The organism is Marinobacter sp. MA (assembly GCF_048298425.1).
Lineage (GTDB): Bacteria > Pseudomonadota > Gammaproteobacteria > Pseudomonadales > Oleiphilaceae > Marinobacter > Marinobacter salsuginis.
This window is the reverse complement of sequence record NZ_CP103058.1, coordinates 77,719-92,824: the sequence shown is the minus strand read 5'-3', so window position 1 is coordinate 92,824 and position 15,106 is coordinate 77,719. Positions and strand designations below refer to the sequence as shown.

The following is a 15,106-nucleotide window of genomic DNA, read 5'->3' as shown; positions in this document are numbered from 1 at the left end:
GGGTTCTATGGCGTCAGGAGCTTACCCGGTCGCGATTGGCTTTCGCCCACTGGTAGATCCGCTCGAAGGCCTCGGCCAGGTTGTGCGGATTATGAGGCGGCTGGATCACCGCAGCCAGTTCGCCATCGGGATTCAGCAGGGCGAAGTGGCCGCTGTGATCCACCAGCAGCTCGCCATCCACCTCCCGGTGCACGAACACAGCGCTCAGGCTTTTAGCCAATGTCCGGAGGGTGTCGAGATCGCCGGTCAGGCCGTGGAAGTTCTCACCGAAGAAATCGGTGTAGGCTTTGAGTTTCTCCGGGGTGTCGTGCTCTGGATCCGCACTCACCAGTAGATAGTCCGGCTGGGGCAGTTCCTTCGAAAGCAGCTTGTCGGTCTGGCGCAGATTGGCCATGGCCGCCGGGCAGATATCCGGGCAATTGGTGTAGCCGACAAACGCAAAAGTCCAGCGACCCCTCAGGCTTTCCCGGGTGACCGTTTCACCGTTCTCATCCGTCAGCGTGAACTCTGCCAATTGCCGAGGCTGATCATAGACATACGTATTGAATTCGGTCAGCTCCGGCGCCGGAATCGGTTCCTGGTTACCCACCAGGAACACCTGCCGTCCGACAACCAGTCCAAAGATCAGAACAACGATTAGCAGCAGGAAAAACAGAGTGAGGCGAATAGAGCTGGAAGTTTTCATGGATCGTCCAATTCAAAGGTCAGATAAGCGGGCTGGGATGGCGGAGCCGAGCGTACACGGCCGTATTCACAGCGTGTTTCGGAAAGCCATTCCAGCCTGCGTTAACTCTCTGACTCAGAAGAATACAAAATGATCCACAAGCAATACCACAAACAGCGCCATGAGGTAAGTGATGGAATACTTGAAGGTATTCAGGGCAACGCGGCGGTCATCCCCTTTCAACAGCCGCACCGCGTACTGCAGGAAGCGCAGGCCAAGGGCCAGGGCGCCTACCAGGTAAATGCCGCCGGACATACCTGTGACAAAAGGTAGCAGGCTGACAGCCAGCAGCATCAGAGTGTAGAGCAGGATGTGCAGCTCGGTGAACTTGTTGCCGTGGGTGACCGGCAGCATCGGAATACCCGCCTTCGCGTATTCTTCCTTGCGGTGGATGGCCAGTGCCCAGAAATGCGGAGGCGTCCAGGCAAAAATGATCAGCACCAGCAACAGGGCATGGCCCTCAACCTGGCCGGTCACGGCGGTCCAACCCAGCAGCGGAGGCATGGCACCGGCCAGACCGCCAATGGTGATGTTCTGGGGCGTGGCCCGCTTGAGAAACAGGGTATAGACACCGGCATAGCCCACCAGGGAGGCCAGGGTCAGCCAGGCAGTGAGGTGGTTCACCTGCAACATCAATACCGCCATACCCACACTGGCGAGTATGGCCGCAAACAGGAACGCGTCCATGGGCGCAATCTTGCCGGTGGCCACGGGCCGCTTGCGGGTACGTGCCATCACCGTGTCGATTTTCTGATCCACCACATGGTTCACCACCGCAGCAGCGCCGGCCAGCAGGGCAATACCCAGGTTACCCCATATCAACACGCCCCAACCGGGCACCCCCGGCGCCGCCAGCAGCATGCCGATCACCGAGGTGAGGATCATCAGCGCGACCACCCTGGGCTTGGTCAGCTCCAGGTAGTCACGCCAGGAAATGGTTGTTCTGGAGTCGCTCGCAATTGCCTGGGCCGGCAGTGCTTCCACTTGCTCGCTCATGCCGTAACCTCCTGGGTCATTGTTGTTGTGTTTGGTGCTGTGGCTGTGTGCGTTTTTGGCAACAGTTGATGCTGCCAGATCAGGTGAATCACTGACAAAAGAAGTCCCGCGCCCATGGCGTTATGGGCCACGGCAATGGACAGGGGAATATGGAAGATAACGTTGGCCAGCCCCAACAGGATCTGGGCCGCCAATACCACCGCCACCAGCTTGATGGCGTTGTCGAGTCCCGAATCGCCGCGTCGACGCCACATCAGTGCCAGCAATGCCGTGAAATAAACCAGCACCACCATGGCGCCTAGCCTGTGGGTGACATGGATGGCGACTCGCCCGTCCGCCGTAAGCTGCCCCCCGAGATAGTTGGGGCCCACGTGCTGGGTGACATCAAAGCCGTGCCGGAAATCCATACCCGCAGGCCACCACTGACCCTGGCAGGTAGGCAGGTCGGTACAGGCAACGGCGGCGTAATTGGCGGCTGTCCAGGCCCCCAGGGCAATCTGCATCACCACAAGGAGGAGCCCGCCATACAGCCAGGGCCGGAAACCGGCCAGTGCAGTCTTTGGCGGCGGCTCCTGGTCCCGCTTCTGGCTGGCCTGCCGTCGCAGCCGGAAGGTAAGCAGTGTCAGCAAACTCAGGGTGGTAAAGCCACCGAGGAGGTGTAACGCCACCACCTGGGGCCAGAGTTTCAGGGTAACGGTCCACATGCCGAAGGCACCCTGAAGGATGATAAACCCGGCAATAAACAGCGGCAGCTTCACAGGAACACCGTCGCGACGGCGGCGAACGGCATAGGCCGCCAGCCCGAAGACCACCAGACCGAGAGTCCCGGCGGCATAGCGATGGATCATTTCCGGCCAGCCCTTTTCCACGTCCACCGGCGTATCCGGGAAACGGGCATTGGCGATAGCAATGCTGGATTCGCTCTGGGGTACCGTCAGAAAGCCATAGCATCCGGGCCAGTCCGGACAGCCGAGCCCGGCATGCACCAGACGGGTCCAGGCACCCAGCATGATGACGACAACCGCCAGCAGAACGGCGAACGTGGCCCACTTGGCCATCTTCCGGGCGGCTTGGGAGGATGATTGAGGAGACTGATTCAAGGCTGGATCCCCACTGTGACCATTAACCGATCTGCGACAGTTTGAGCAGATGCTTGAGATCCTCCAGCATATCCTTGCCGGTATGTTCGGAGCCGTAATGCATCATCACATTACCGAAGGGATCGACCAGCAGGATGCGGGGCTCGGCGTCCGGATTGATACCGGATGGCCAGTTGGGCTGAGCACCTGCGGCCGGCACAAGGCGTTCCATGGAGCTGTACTCGGAAGACCAACGCGCCTGCAGATCGGAAGGCACACTCCCCAGTGCGGCCGCCCTGGAGACACGATTGGCGTTCTTGCCAAGGGCAATATTCACCTGTCTGGCCAGATAGAGCAGTTCCTCGCACTGGCTGCCACACTGTCCGGCAGCCACGATCATCAGCCAGTCCGGGTCGGCTTTATCCGGACCGAAGCGCTCCGCCAGCGGAGTGCCGGACGCAGTTTCAAGGTTGAGCGTCGAGACCGGGGCCACGGGCTGAAGCAGAACGCCGTTGTTGGTGTGGCCGGCAGGGTTCAGCCAGCCGGTGTAAAACATGATGGTTGCGACAATCATCGGCCCAAAGCCGAGCGCAAACAGCAGGAACGCTGTGCGGCGACCGCGACGGGCCTGCTCCGGGGTTGGCCCTTCGTTCTGTTCCTGGTTGGATATCCGGTTAGCCATTGTCATTGTCATTATTGGCTCCTGTCTTTCGATAACTCGCGCTTTCTATAGCTCGCCACTACCGTCAATATAGTCAGCGCCACGGCCAGCGCAAACCATTGCGTGGCATATCCGTAATGGGTTTGCGGCCCCATCAGGTCCGGTTCCCAATCCGCGCGGTAAGCGCCCGGTTGGCCCTCCCCGGAAAGCCGCACAATCCTGTCGGGAAGTTCCGGGATCTCCAGCCGCGCAACCTGCTCGGAGAGACTCTGCACTCGCCGGGGCCACTGATCCTCGGCCGCCGGCTGGTCCACCAGCACCGGAGGTACCGGGTAATCGCTGATCCGCCCTTCCAGGGTGAAAATGCCCTCGGGCGTTGCGATGTCCGGGAGCTCAGCCCGGGTTCGCGGCGCCTGTACCCAACCGCGATTGATGACCACCGTCGGCCCCTCAAGCGGTCGAAACTCTGTAAGCACCTCATACCCGGGAGCTCCGTCCCGGGTCCGGTTGTCCAGAAGCCAGGTCCGGCTTCCGTACATGCCGGTTAATGTCACTGGCCGGCCACTGGTCAGATCTCCGGACACCATGTCCTGCCATGCCAGGTTTTCTGCTTCCTGCTGCCACTGCTCCAGCAGGACCTGCTTTTCCTCGGCCCGGTTCAGTTGCCAGACACCCAGGCTGACCAGCAAAGGCAGAAATACGCCGCTGAACACCAGCAACCGCCAGTCAAAGTGCCATTGGCGGTGTGTGCGCTGCGAATCAGACATGCTCTGCTATAGTGACCTCAGCGAGTCCGGAACCTGTTCCGCCCCGTACATTCACAACACCAATAAAAACAGGAACTCTCATGCTCAAGGCCTTTATCGTTTTCCTGATGCTTGCCGTGGTGGTGAGCCTGTTCAGCGGCCTTTTCTTTCTGATCAAGGATGGCGGCAAGACCCATCGGGTGGTCAACTCCCTTGCCGTCCGGGTCGCGCTTAGCATACTGCTCCTGGCGGTGATTCTGATCGCTCTGTGGCAGGGCGCCCTGACATTAAATCCGACGCCCTGACCCGCAAACCTCAAATGATGTAGACGAAAACGAACAAGCCCAGCCAGACAACATCCACGAAGTGCCAGTACCAGGCCGCTGCCTCGAAGCCAAAATGCTTTTCGGCGGTGAAGTGCCCCTTGTTGATGCGAACAAGCATGATGATGAGCATCAACGAACCCAGCATTACATGGGCTCCATGGAACCCGGTTAGCATAAAGAAGGTGCTGCCATATATGCCGGAGGCGAGGGTCAGGTCCAGATCCTGATAGGCGTGCATGTATTCATAGCCCTGTACGAACAGGAACACCAGTGCAAGAGCAATGGTTATTGCCAGCCAGAGCTTGGTTTTCGCCCGATTACCCACTTTCAGGGCATGGTGAGCCACCGTAATCGTAAATGACGAGGTGACCAGCAAAATGGTGTTCATCAGCGGCAAACCCCAGGCGCTGATCACTTCCTTGGGGCCGGGGTAAGCTTCCGGATTGGGGTTGTTGATCAGCGGCCAATTGGCGGAAAACCCCTCCCACAACATATTGGTACTGCCTTTGTCACCCTCGCCGCCGAGCCAGGGCACGACAAACACGCGAACGTAGAACAGGGCGCCGAAAAACGCCGCGAAAAACATCACCTCCGAGAAGATGAACCAACTCATCCCCCATCGGAACGAGCGGTCCATCTGTGCGCTATATAGCCCAGCCCGGCTTTCTTTAATAACGTTCCCGAACCAGCCAAACAGCATATAAGCCATGATCAGGGCGCCGATCAGGAACATGATCCAGGCGCCAGTTGTGCTCTCCCCCTGCTTGCCATTGACCATGATGGCGGCCACCCCGTAGAGGGTCACCCCCAGGCCAACGGTCGCGATGATGGGCCACTTGCTTTGTTCCGGAACGTAATAGGTCTGGTTTTCCGCCATGACAGTCTCCGATGGCTTATCCGTTATCGTTTGTTGTTGTGTCTTTCCGGGAAGTTTGCGTTACCGCCGGCTGCTTGCCCTGGTCATACAGCGTGTATGAAAGCGTAAGCTTGGTGATGTGGTCGGGCAGGTCCTTGTCGACGATGAAAATGAGCGGCATTTCAGTGCTTTCACCCGCTTCAAGCGGTTGCTGGTTGAAGCAGAAGCATTCGGTCTTGTGGAAGTACAATGTGCCTTCCGACGGGGCAAGGCTAGGGACCGCCTGCCCTACCATGGCCTCGGTTGTCGGGTTTTCGGCGTAGAAGTTCACGGTCGTCGGCTCCCCGGGATGTACCTCCACGGAACGCACAACCGGGCGAAACTTCCAGGTCATTCCCGGGCCATTGGAGGCCAGAAACTGGACTTTCACCGTGCGGGTCATGTCCGCTTCGGCCACCTCGGTGGACTCGTACCGGCCACCGGTCTTGCCGTTGATCCCGGTGATCTCGCAGAACACGTCGTAGAGCGGCACCATGGCAAAGCCGAAGGCAAACATGCCAACCACCCCGGCCAGGCACCAACCGACAACCCGGTTGGTGCTACGGGAAGAGCCTGCATTATTTGCCTGCTGGTTCGACATGGCACCGGCCTCCGGTTACTTCACTTCCGGTGGTGTCGAGAAGGTGTGGTAAGGCGCCGGCGAAGGCACGGTCCACTCCAGACCTTCAGCACCATCCCAGGGCTTGGCCGCAGCCTCTTTGCCACCCTTGATGCACTTGACCACAATCAGCAGGAACAACAGCTGAGTCGCGCCGAACATGAACGCGCCAACACTGGAAACCATATTGAAGTCCGCGAACTGAAGGGCATAGTCCGGAATCCGTCGCGGCATGCCGGCCAGACCCAGGAAGTGCATCGGGAAGAACGCCAGGTTCATACCGATAAACGAGAGCCAGAAATGGGTTTTGGCCAGGGTTTCGTCGTACATGTGGCCGGTCCATTTGGGCAGCCAGAAGTAGGCGGAAGCGAAAATCCCGAAGATGGCGCCCGGCACCAGCACATAGTGGAAGTGGGCAACCACGAAGTAGGTATCGTGGTACTGGAAGTCAGCCGGCGCAATGGCCAGCATCAGGCCAGAGAAACCACCGATGGTGAACAGGATCACGAACGCCACGGCAAACAGCATTGGCGCTTCGAAGGTGAGGGAGCCCCGGAACATGGTGGCCACCCAGTTGAACACCTTTACCCCGGTAGGTACCGCAATCAGCATGGTGGCGTACATGAAGAACAGCTGGCCAACGATGGGGATCCCGACGGTGAACATGTGGTGCGCCCAGACCACGAAGGAGAGCAGGGCGATGGCACCCACCGCATAGACCATGGAGGCATAGCCAAACAGCGGTTTGCGCGAGAACGCCGGAATGATATGGGACACCGCCCCGAATGCCGGCAGGATCATGATGTACACCTCGGGATGCCCGAAGAACCAGAACACATGCTGGAACAGCACCGGATCACCACCGCCAGAGGCGTCAAAGAAGCTGGTGCCGAAGTTGATGTCCATCAGCATCATGGTGACCACCCCGGCCAGTACCGGCATCACCGCAATCAGCAGGAACGCCGTGATCAGCCAGGTCCAGACGAACAGGGGCATTTTCATCAGGGTCATGCCCGGGGCCCGCAGGTTCAGGATGGTGGCGATCACGTTGATGGCGCCCATGATCGAGGAGATACCCATGATATGGACCGCGAAGATGAAGAAGGTGGTGCTGGGCGGCCCGTAGGTCGTCGACAGGGGCGCGTAGAAGGTCCAGCCGAAGTTGGGCGCACCACCTTCCATGAACAGCGTGGAGACCAGGATCAGGAAGGCACAGGGCAGCAGCCAGAAGCTCCAGTTGTTCATCCGTGGCAGCGCCATGTCGGGTGCCCCGATCATCAGAGGCAACATCCAGTTGGCCAGGCCGACAAAGGCCGGCATGACCGCACCGAAGACCATGATCAGGCCATGCATGGTGGTCATCTGGTTGAAGAACTCGGGCTGCACAATCTGCAGGCCGGGCTGGAACAGCTCTGCCCGAATGACCATGGCCATGGTTCCGCCCAGAAGGAACATGGCGAAACTGAATATCAGGTACATGGTCCCGATATCCTTGTGGTTCGTGGTCAGCAGCCAGCGGCTGATGCCTTTGGCCGGGCCGTGATGATGATCCTGGGCGTGGGTATCTGCAACCGCACTCATGAAAACCCCCGTTACCGCCATTTATTGTGGCTGGTGATATCTGTTATCTGGCGTTGATTACTGCTGGTTCTTGTAATCAAAAATTTCTTTCGGAGTGACCATTTCACCGGTGTTGTTACCCCAGGCGTTGCGCTCGTAGGTAATCACCGCGGCGAGGTCCACTTCACTGAGCTGGCCACCGAAGGCCTGCATGGCCGTTCCGGAGACACCGTTAACCACAATGTCGATGTGGGCGGCCATGTCTTCCAACACTACCTGGCTGCCTTTAAGCGCCGGGAAGGCCGGGGGTGCACCGCTGCCATCTGCCTGGTGACAGGCGGCGCAGGCGGTCTGGTAGGCTTTCTCGCCGCGCTCCATCAACTCGGCCATGGTCCAGTCTTTCTGGGTCAACTGGCGTTCACGCTCCGCGGCCTCTTTCTTCTCGGCGACCCAGGCGTTGTATTCCTCCTCGGGAACCGCCTCGACAACCACCGGCATGAAGCCATGATCCTTGCCGCAGAGCTCGGTGCACTGACCGCGATAGATACCGGGCTCGTCCACACGGGTCCAGGTCTCGTTGATAAAGCCGGGAATGGCATCCTTCTTGACGCCGAAATCCGGCACCCACCAGGAGTGGATGACATCGTTGGCCGTCAGCAGGAAGCGGACTTTCTTGCCCACCGGAATCACCAGCGGGTTATCCACCTCCAGCAGGTAATTCTCGCCTTTGGCCTGGCGGTTATCGATCTGTTCCCGTGGCGTGGAAAGGTTGGAGAAGTAGCCAAAATCCTCATTGATGTATTCGTATTGCCACTTCCACTGGTAGCCGGTGACCTTGATGTCCACCTCCGATTCGGTGGTGTCATACATATCGACCAGGGTTGCCGTGGCAGGAATCGCCATAACAACCAGGATGACAAAAGGTATGATGGTCCAGAGAATCTCTACCAGGGTGTTCTCGTGAAAGTTCGCCGGTTTGGCGCCCTGGGATTTTCGGTGGGCAAATATAGACCAGAACATGACTCCGAAGACCACGACGCCAATGACGACGCAGATCCAGAGTATGGTCATGTGAAGGCTGAAAATTTCATTACTGGTGCCGGTCACCCCCGGGGTCATGTTCAGTGTCCAGTCCGCCATGGACCAGGCGGGGAACATCAGACCGCCTAAAAGGGCACCTGCCCGCTGAGCGTGCACGCGCATACTGTGTCTCCACAGAGTGTTATTCTTGTCGGATTTTGCGTTATCCCACCGGTCTCTCTGGCGCTCGCATACACCGGAAAAACCAGAGTGGAAGCCTGCTTACGGATACCTCAGATTCGAGTATAGACACAGATCAAAAAAAGACTAAAAAATCGGCTAAATCCAAAAAAGCTAACCACGGAATTTTAAGAATCAAAAAGAATATGACTTTTCACCTCCCGGCAACCGACCGACGCCTTTGGGCTCTGGCATGGCCTCTGATGCTCACCAACCTCACCGTTCCTCTACTGGGGCTGGTGGATACTGCCGTGCTCGGACATCTGGAAAGTCCCGAATACCTGGGCGCCGTGGCCGTTGGTGCCAATCTGTTCAGTATCCTGTACTGGACCTTTGGCTTCATGCGGATGGGCACGACCGGCCTGGCGGCCCAGGCATGGGGCAAGCGCGACAGCTTCAGCCAGGTGGCATTACTGCTGCGCTCGGTGCTGCTGGCAACGGGTATTGGCGTGCTGCTGATTCTGTGTCACCAGCCACTGATCCAGACCGGGCTGACCCTGATGAATCCCAGTCAGGGCGTTACCGAGCTGGCAGCCGAGTATGCAGCTATCCGGATCTGGAGCGCGCCGGCCGTTCTGTGCCAGTACACGCTGGTTGGCTGGCTGATCGGCACCCAGTTTCCCCGGGGCCCCATGATCATGCTGATTGCCGCCAATGGCCTGAACATCGTGCTGGATATCCTCTTTGTTACCGTGCTTGGCTGGAACAGCAGAGGCGTGGCCATCGCCACGGTGATTGCCGAGTACGGTGCCGCCACGATCGGATTCCTGATCGTGCTGAGCCGGATGCCCGAGGGGCAGACACTCACCCGGGCTTTGTTTGGCAAGCTGGAGGATTACCTGAAGATCCTCCGGGTGAACCGCTACATCATGGTTCGCACCATCGCCCTGCTTTTGGTGCTGGCGTTCTTTACCGCCCAGGGCGCGCGACAGGGAGACACCATCCTCGCGGCAAATGCAGTTCTGATCACTTTTCTGTTGCTGATTTCCAACGCCCTGGACGGTTTTGCCAATGCCGCCGAGGCGCTGATTGGTGAAGCCATTGGCAAAGGCAGCCGGCGCCGGTTCCGGGTGGTCTTCCGCAGTGCCCTGAGATGGTCACTCTGGGGCGCCCTGCTACTGACCATTGTTTTTGTCGCCGGAGGGCACTGGCTGATCTCGCTGCTTACCGGTATCGAAGAGGTCAGGGCCACCGCCTGGCGCTTCCTGCCGTGGCTCTGGCTGCTACCGTTTGCCGCAGTCTGGGGCTTTCTTCTGGACGGCGTGTTTATCGGGGCAACCCGGACCCGGGACATGCAGAACACCATGCTGTTTTCCGCCCTGGCCGTTTTCGCGCCGATCTGGTGGCTGACCACAGGCTGGGGCAATCACGGGCTCTGGTTCGCACTGATCTCCCTGATGATCGCACGGGCCGTGAGTATGGGGTGGCTCTGCTGGTCCCACACGCGTCATGGCCGGTGGTTCCAGAACCAGTGACCCGGATTCAATCTGTAACATTACGGCTCACTATTTACACCATGGCACAAAAGCAGTTGGAAAAATCTCGGCTACACTTGTCTGAACAGGCAGGCACGATGTGGTAGCCAGCCCTCCTCTCCTGCCCGGGAACTCGTTGCTATCAGTTGCTAACAACGGGAGGCGCCTTGCGACCTCAATTCGTTCAGACATCGGCTTCTCCTGAAATGACACCACAGGTAGTCCTAGAGATTATTGACCAGGCGCGACGCAAGGAAGCCCGCTCCGGAACCTTCCTCCGGCAGCTTCATGAAAAGGTTGCTGCGTTGCCGTCTGCCGTTACCATCGAGGGTTACCAGCCTGCCACCTGCCTGTTCCAGTTTGTGGTCGAATACATTGAAATGGCGCCGAGGCTGATTGAGTGCGTCGAAGCCTGCGCCCGTGAGGCGGGGAAAGCCGATCTGTTTGAGCCATTCGTTAACGCCGCCATCCGCTATTTCACCCAGCCGTCGGCGCTTCTGGTGCGCTACGACGGCCTTGATGGCCTTCTGATTCGCGCCTACCTCTGCCACAGGCTGATGGAAGAGATGTATGAAAATAACCGGTGTACCCGGGCCAGCGAAATCGTGGATATAGAAGCTACTCGTGCTAACCTGCTGGCTCATCAGCTGATCGGCGAGCCCTTTGCCAATGAGTTGGACGACTCCATCACCGTAACCGTGTTGCAGATAGCAGGCACGCCGGACTATTACGAACTGAACCTCGACCCGTTTGTCGAGCAGGTGAACAACGCCGCCTGGGACTGGATGCGGCATTACTGGGAAAATCTGCTGGTAAGGAACCACATTCGATTTTCCCTCGGTTCCGGCCTGGCCTGACAGGTTCAGAGGTTTAATGAGAGTATCAGCGAGTGCAGTACTGGCGGGCCTACTAGTGTCCGCCATGACCGTGACAGCCAAGGCGTACGAATTGTCCGTAACCGTTACCCTTGATGGCAGCACCGAGCCCGTGGCCAATGCTGTGGTTTCGGTAGACAGCGGCCGTCCGGTAACCCCGGTTGCTGCCGAAATCTATCAGAAGGATCGCGCCTTCCATCCTCATGTGCTGGTGGTTCCCGTTGGCTCCAGCGTGGATTTCCCGAATCGCGACAATACCCAGCACCACGTTTACTCCTTCTCGCCGGCAAAAACCTTCAACATTGAACTTTACGCCGACCGCCCGGCGGCTCCGATTATGTTCGATAAACCAGGCATCGTTGAGCTGGGCTGCAACATTCACGATCACATGCAGGGGTTTGTTGTGGTTACCGATACCGCCGCGACCGGCCAGACGGATACCTCCGGCCAGGTCACCCTGTCGATCAAGTCGCCGGGTACCGAAGGCAACCCCGAGAAGGTAACAGTGGAGATCTGGCACCCACGACTGCCGGACAGCACCCGCCCGGTCACCCGTGAAATCGAGGCTGGCGATAAACCAGCAATCGTGACGCTCAACCTTGAACCCGAGCCTGCCGCAGAAGGTTCGCTGGACCGACTCCAGCAGCGCTTCCGGGAGCTTTGATGGGTTTGTCGTCTCGTCTCGGATTCCGCGGCCGACTGATTGCCGCCATGATTTCACTGGTGGCCCTGGTCAGCCTGGTGATCGTGGCCCTGCTGATGGTGTACCTGTTCGAGGATGAAAAAAGCCGGGCCCTGGAACAACTGACCATCGGCGAGCGGCTGACCAAGGAAGTCATTGACCGGCGCACCGACTTGGAATTGTCCCGGCTCAGCGTCGTGGTTCAGGATTTCGGCTTTCGCTCGGCCATTGCCAGCCGCGACCCGGCCACCATCGACAGCGCTCTTGAGAACCACAGCGGAAGGGTAGGTGCCGACTTCGCGCTCCTGCTGGACAGTCAGGGGCAGCCCCTGGCCTCGACCTTGCAGCGCCCGTTTCCTGAAATCACTCCCGACCAGCTCGCCAACACCCGGCGCAACGGGTTTTCCCGGTCATTGCGCGCTATCGACGGCATGGGCTTTGAGGTTCTTGTAACGCCGGTTGAAGCGCCGGGTCTTCGGGCCTGGCTGGTCACCGGTTTTGCCCTGGACCAATCCCTCGCGGAAGTGATCGCCCGCCTCAGTGGGACCTCGGTGATTTTCCGGGCGCGATCCGATCAAACAGAGGGCCTGAGCAGCTTTGCCACCACCACCCGCATCGATGAAAGTCTAGAGCAAGAGCTCAAAGGGGCATCCGGCAACGCCAGGTTCATCGAAAGTGCTGGCTATTTCACCCGCATCATCAACCTTGGCGACTCGGAACCTGCAGCCATCCAGGCCGTGCTGCTGATCAGTCGCGATGCAACGCTCCAGAATTATTACCGGCGGGCCGTGGAAATCGCCCTGTTGGTGAGCGCCATCCTTGTTTTCGCCATCCTGCTTGCCCTGGTTATTGCCCGGAATCTGGGTCGTCCGGTGTTGCAACTGGCAAGCTACGCGCGGGCCATCGGTGAGGGCAATACGCCCCGGGCTCCAGCCATCCGGGCCGGCGGCGAACTGACCCAGCTCCGGAACGCCCTGAGGGACATGCTGTCCGGCCTTCGGGAACGGGAAGCCCAGATCCGGTATGCGGCGACCCATGATGATGTCACCGGGCTTAAAAACCGAAACGCCCTGATGCAAGACGCCGCCACGCTGTTTGAGCAGGGTGAACGGGGCACGCTGGTGGGAATACGGCTGAACGACCTCTCCGACATCAACGATACCCTGGGCCTGGAATTCGGCGACAAAGTCCTGATTGGCATCGCCACGCGCCTGCAGGAAGAGCTTCCAGACGCGCGTATCGTCGCCCGTACCGGGGGCGGTGAGTTCCTGGCCCTGATTCCGCAACTGCCCCCGGAGCAAAGTAGTCACCGGATCCGACAACTGCAAGAGCTGGTTGAATCCCCTCTGCAGGTAGACCAGACCCCCTTCTCCCTCAGGGTCACCATCGTCACCATGGAACTGCCGGAAGATGCCTCGGATACCGATGCCCTGCGTCGCAGGCTCAATCTTACCTTCGAGCAGGCCGAGGCCCACCCCGATGCCTTCACCCGCTACAAGCCCGGCCAGGATGAAAGCCATCTCCGGGAACTGAAGCTGATCACCGATCTGCACGCGGCAATCCTGAATAACGGGTTGCATATGAACTATCAGCCGAAACTCGACAGCCAGACCGGCGAGCTGGTCCAGGTAGAGGCCCTGGTGCGGTGGATTCACCCGGAGCTGGGATTCATATCCCCGGAGGAGTTCATCTTCCTCGCCGAGCAATCCGGGCAGATTCATGATCTGACAGCCCATATACTTCAACGGGTGGCCAGCGATGCCCGGCAATGGCATAACCAGGGTGTTGACGCGGGTGTGGCCATTAACCTGTCCGCCATGGACCTGACCTGGCCTGCCCTGATCCAATACATCCGCGATACCTTCAAGGACTGGCACCACGATCTGGCGCGGGTCACCCTGGAAGTCACCGAGAGCGCCCTGATGGAAGATCCGGAAGAGGCCATGGCGACACTGAACCGGCTCCGTGAGCTGGGCGTGACCTTGTCGGTAGATGACTTCGGCACCGGCTATTCCTCGCTGTCCCAACTGCGCAAACTGCCTGTACAGGAGCTGAAAATCGACAAGTCCTTCGTCTTGAAACTGGATTCCGAGCCCCAGGACCAACTCATCGTGCGCTCCACCATCGATATGGCCCACGGCCTTGGGCTAAAGGTCGTCGCCGAGGGCATCGAGAATCTGGAGGCCTGGCAGCTATTGCAACACTGGGGCTGCAATCTGGGCCAGGGCTTCTACCTGAGCCGGCCGGTAGCCCCCGAGGATTTGCCAGAGACTGCCCGCTCCCTGGCCGCCCGAGAACGGGAACTGACCCACCGCAACCCGGAGTATTCAGAATGACAGCCAGACCCTTCATAACTGTGACCCTGGCGCTTCTGGTAGCCCAGACCGCCGTGGCCGACATCGGCAGCCGGATCTGGGCGACCGGAGGTGTCACTACCATTGAAGGCAGTGCCGGTGGTGGCCTGGTCCCCTGGGCCCTTCTGGGAAGTTACGCCAGCGATGAAGAGTGGGGCGGCACGCTGGCGCTCAGCCGGGCCGAAGTGGACGATTACTCGCTCTCGGTCACCGGCGCGGGACTGAACTGGAACAACCGTCTGGAAATCACCGTGGCACGGCAGACCCTGGATCTGGACAGCCTGGTGTTTACCCTCAAAGACGGATTCGGACTTGAACAGGACGAACTGAATCAGGACATTTTCGGTGCCAAGGTTCGGCTCGCCGGTGATGTCCTTTACACTCCCTGGGGCCAATGGTCTGCCGGCATTCAGTATAAACGCCAACGCGATTTCACCGTGCCTTCGGCCATCGGCGCCCGGGATGACAGTGGCACCGATGTGTTTGTCAGCGGCAGCAAGCTGTTCTTCGCGGCGGTGATGGAGAGGAACCTGTTGGTTAATCTGACCGCCCGGGCAACCAGGGCCAACCAGGGCGGCCTTCTGGGTTTTGGCGGTGACCGGAATAACAGCCACGAACTGATGATGGAGGGCAGCGTAGGACTGTTCCTGAACCGTCAGTGGCTGGTGGGTGCGGAGTACCGGCAAAAGCCGGACAATCTGGGCTTTGCCACCGAGGATGACTGGTGGGACCTGTTCGTAGCCTGGGTGCCGGACCGGCGCCTGGCGGTCACCGGAGCCTTGGTCAACCTGGGTGACGTCGCCACTCTGGAAGACCAGCAAGGTCTGTATCTCTCGCTGCAGGGGAGCTTTTGA

At 59.2% G+C, this 15,106-nt stretch carries 15 protein-coding genes; 6 read left to right on the top strand and 9 right to left on the bottom strand.

Features of this window, described 5'->3' with window-relative positions; all coding sequences use genetic code 11:
• Window positions 1–13 precede the first annotated feature (13 nt).
• From NUW46_RS00390 to NUW46_RS00370, 5 genes are all read right to left on the bottom strand, one after another.
• Entirely contained in the window at window positions 14–685 is a 672-nt protein-coding gene (locus NUW46_RS00390) for an SCO family protein (protein WP_136630974.1), read from the bottom strand.
• Between the two features lie 114 nt (window positions 686–799).
• Complete coding sequence (gene cyoE, locus NUW46_RS00385) at window positions 800–1,720, bottom strand: heme o synthase (RefSeq protein ID WP_418141091.1); 921 nt, start codon at window positions 1,718–1,720, stop codon at window positions 800–802.
• The gene (locus tag NUW46_RS00380; RefSeq protein WP_418142068.1) at window positions 1,717–2,778 is read right to left on the bottom strand and encodes a COX15/CtaA family protein; all 1,062 of its coding nucleotides are present in this window, start codon (window positions 2,776–2,778) and stop codon (window positions 1,717–1,719) included. The genes cyoE and NUW46_RS00380 overlap by 4 nt, the downstream gene beginning before the upstream one ends.
• Window positions 2,779–2,842: 64 nt before the next feature.
• On the bottom strand, window positions 2,843–3,481 hold the full coding sequence (locus tag NUW46_RS00375) for a hypothetical protein (RefSeq protein WP_069182828.1): 639 nt from the start codon (window positions 3,479–3,481) through the stop codon (window positions 2,843–2,845).
• A gap of 11 nt (window positions 3,482–3,492) precedes the next feature.
• Window positions 3,493–4,227, bottom strand: a complete 735-nt coding sequence (locus tag NUW46_RS00370; protein WP_418141090.1) for an SURF1 family protein — start codon at window positions 4,225–4,227, stop codon at window positions 3,493–3,495.
• 80 nt (window positions 4,228–4,307) lie between these two features.
• On the opposite strand from NUW46_RS00370, the gene NUW46_RS00365 reads away from it, so the two are divergent.
• Window positions 4,308–4,511, top strand: a complete 204-nt coding sequence (locus tag NUW46_RS00365; protein WP_069182470.1) for a twin transmembrane helix small protein — start codon at window positions 4,308–4,310, stop codon at window positions 4,509–4,511.
• Between the two features lie 10 nt (window positions 4,512–4,521).
• On the opposite strand, the gene NUW46_RS00360 is transcribed toward NUW46_RS00365, so the two are convergent.
• The 4 genes from NUW46_RS00360 to coxB are packed head-to-tail and all read right to left on the bottom strand — an operon-like array spanning window position 4,522 to window position 8,809.
• The gene (locus NUW46_RS00360; RefSeq protein WP_418141089.1) at window positions 4,522–5,409 is read right to left on the bottom strand and encodes a cytochrome c oxidase subunit 3; all 888 of its coding nucleotides are present in this window, start codon (window positions 5,407–5,409) and stop codon (window positions 4,522–4,524) included.
• 16 nt (window positions 5,410–5,425) lie between these two features.
• On the bottom strand, window positions 5,426–6,028 hold the full coding sequence (locus NUW46_RS00355; RefSeq protein ID WP_418141088.1) for a cytochrome c oxidase assembly protein: 603 nt from the start codon (window positions 6,026–6,028) through the stop codon (window positions 5,426–5,428).
• Between the two features lie 15 nt (window positions 6,029–6,043).
• Window positions 6,044–7,627 (bottom strand): cytochrome c oxidase subunit I, encoded by a 1,584-nt coding sequence (ctaD, locus tag NUW46_RS00350; protein WP_069182467.1) that lies wholly within the window; start codon window positions 7,625–7,627, stop codon window positions 6,044–6,046.
• A 57-nt stretch (window positions 7,628–7,684) separates the two neighbouring features.
• Window positions 7,685–8,809, bottom strand: coding sequence for a cytochrome c oxidase subunit II (coxB, locus tag NUW46_RS00345; RefSeq protein ID WP_418141087.1), 1,125 nt, complete (start codon window positions 8,807–8,809; stop codon window positions 7,685–7,687).
• Between the two features lie 203 nt (window positions 8,810–9,012).
• Here coxB and NUW46_RS00340 point away from each other — a divergent pair, with 203 nt between their 5' ends.
• The 5 genes from NUW46_RS00340 to NUW46_RS00320 all read left to right on the top strand — a co-directional run bounded on the left by NUW46_RS00340 (window position 9,013) and on the right by NUW46_RS00320 (window position 15,106).
• Window positions 9,013–10,341, top strand: a complete 1,329-nt coding sequence (locus tag NUW46_RS00340; RefSeq protein ID WP_305965409.1) for an MATE family efflux transporter — start codon at window positions 9,013–9,015, stop codon at window positions 10,339–10,341.
• Window positions 10,342–10,547: 206 nt separating this feature from the next.
• Window positions 10,548–11,198 (top strand): hypothetical protein, encoded by a 651-nt coding sequence (locus tag NUW46_RS00335; RefSeq protein WP_064229410.1) that lies wholly within the window; start codon window positions 10,548–10,550, stop codon window positions 11,196–11,198.
• A gap of 16 nt (window positions 11,199–11,214) precedes the next feature.
• Window positions 11,215–11,880: a methylamine utilization protein gene (locus NUW46_RS00330; RefSeq protein WP_418141086.1), complete on the top strand. Its 666-nt coding sequence runs from the start codon at window positions 11,215–11,217 to the stop codon at window positions 11,878–11,880.
• Window positions 11,880–14,234 (top strand): putative bifunctional diguanylate cyclase/phosphodiesterase, encoded by a 2,355-nt coding sequence (locus NUW46_RS00325; RefSeq protein WP_418141085.1) that lies wholly within the window; start codon window positions 11,880–11,882, stop codon window positions 14,232–14,234. The genes NUW46_RS00330 and NUW46_RS00325 overlap by 1 nt, the downstream gene beginning before the upstream one ends.
• Entirely contained in the window at window positions 14,231–15,106 is an 876-nt protein-coding gene (locus tag NUW46_RS00320; protein ID WP_418141084.1) for a DUF3034 family protein, read from the top strand. The genes NUW46_RS00325 and NUW46_RS00320 overlap by 4 nt, the downstream gene beginning before the upstream one ends.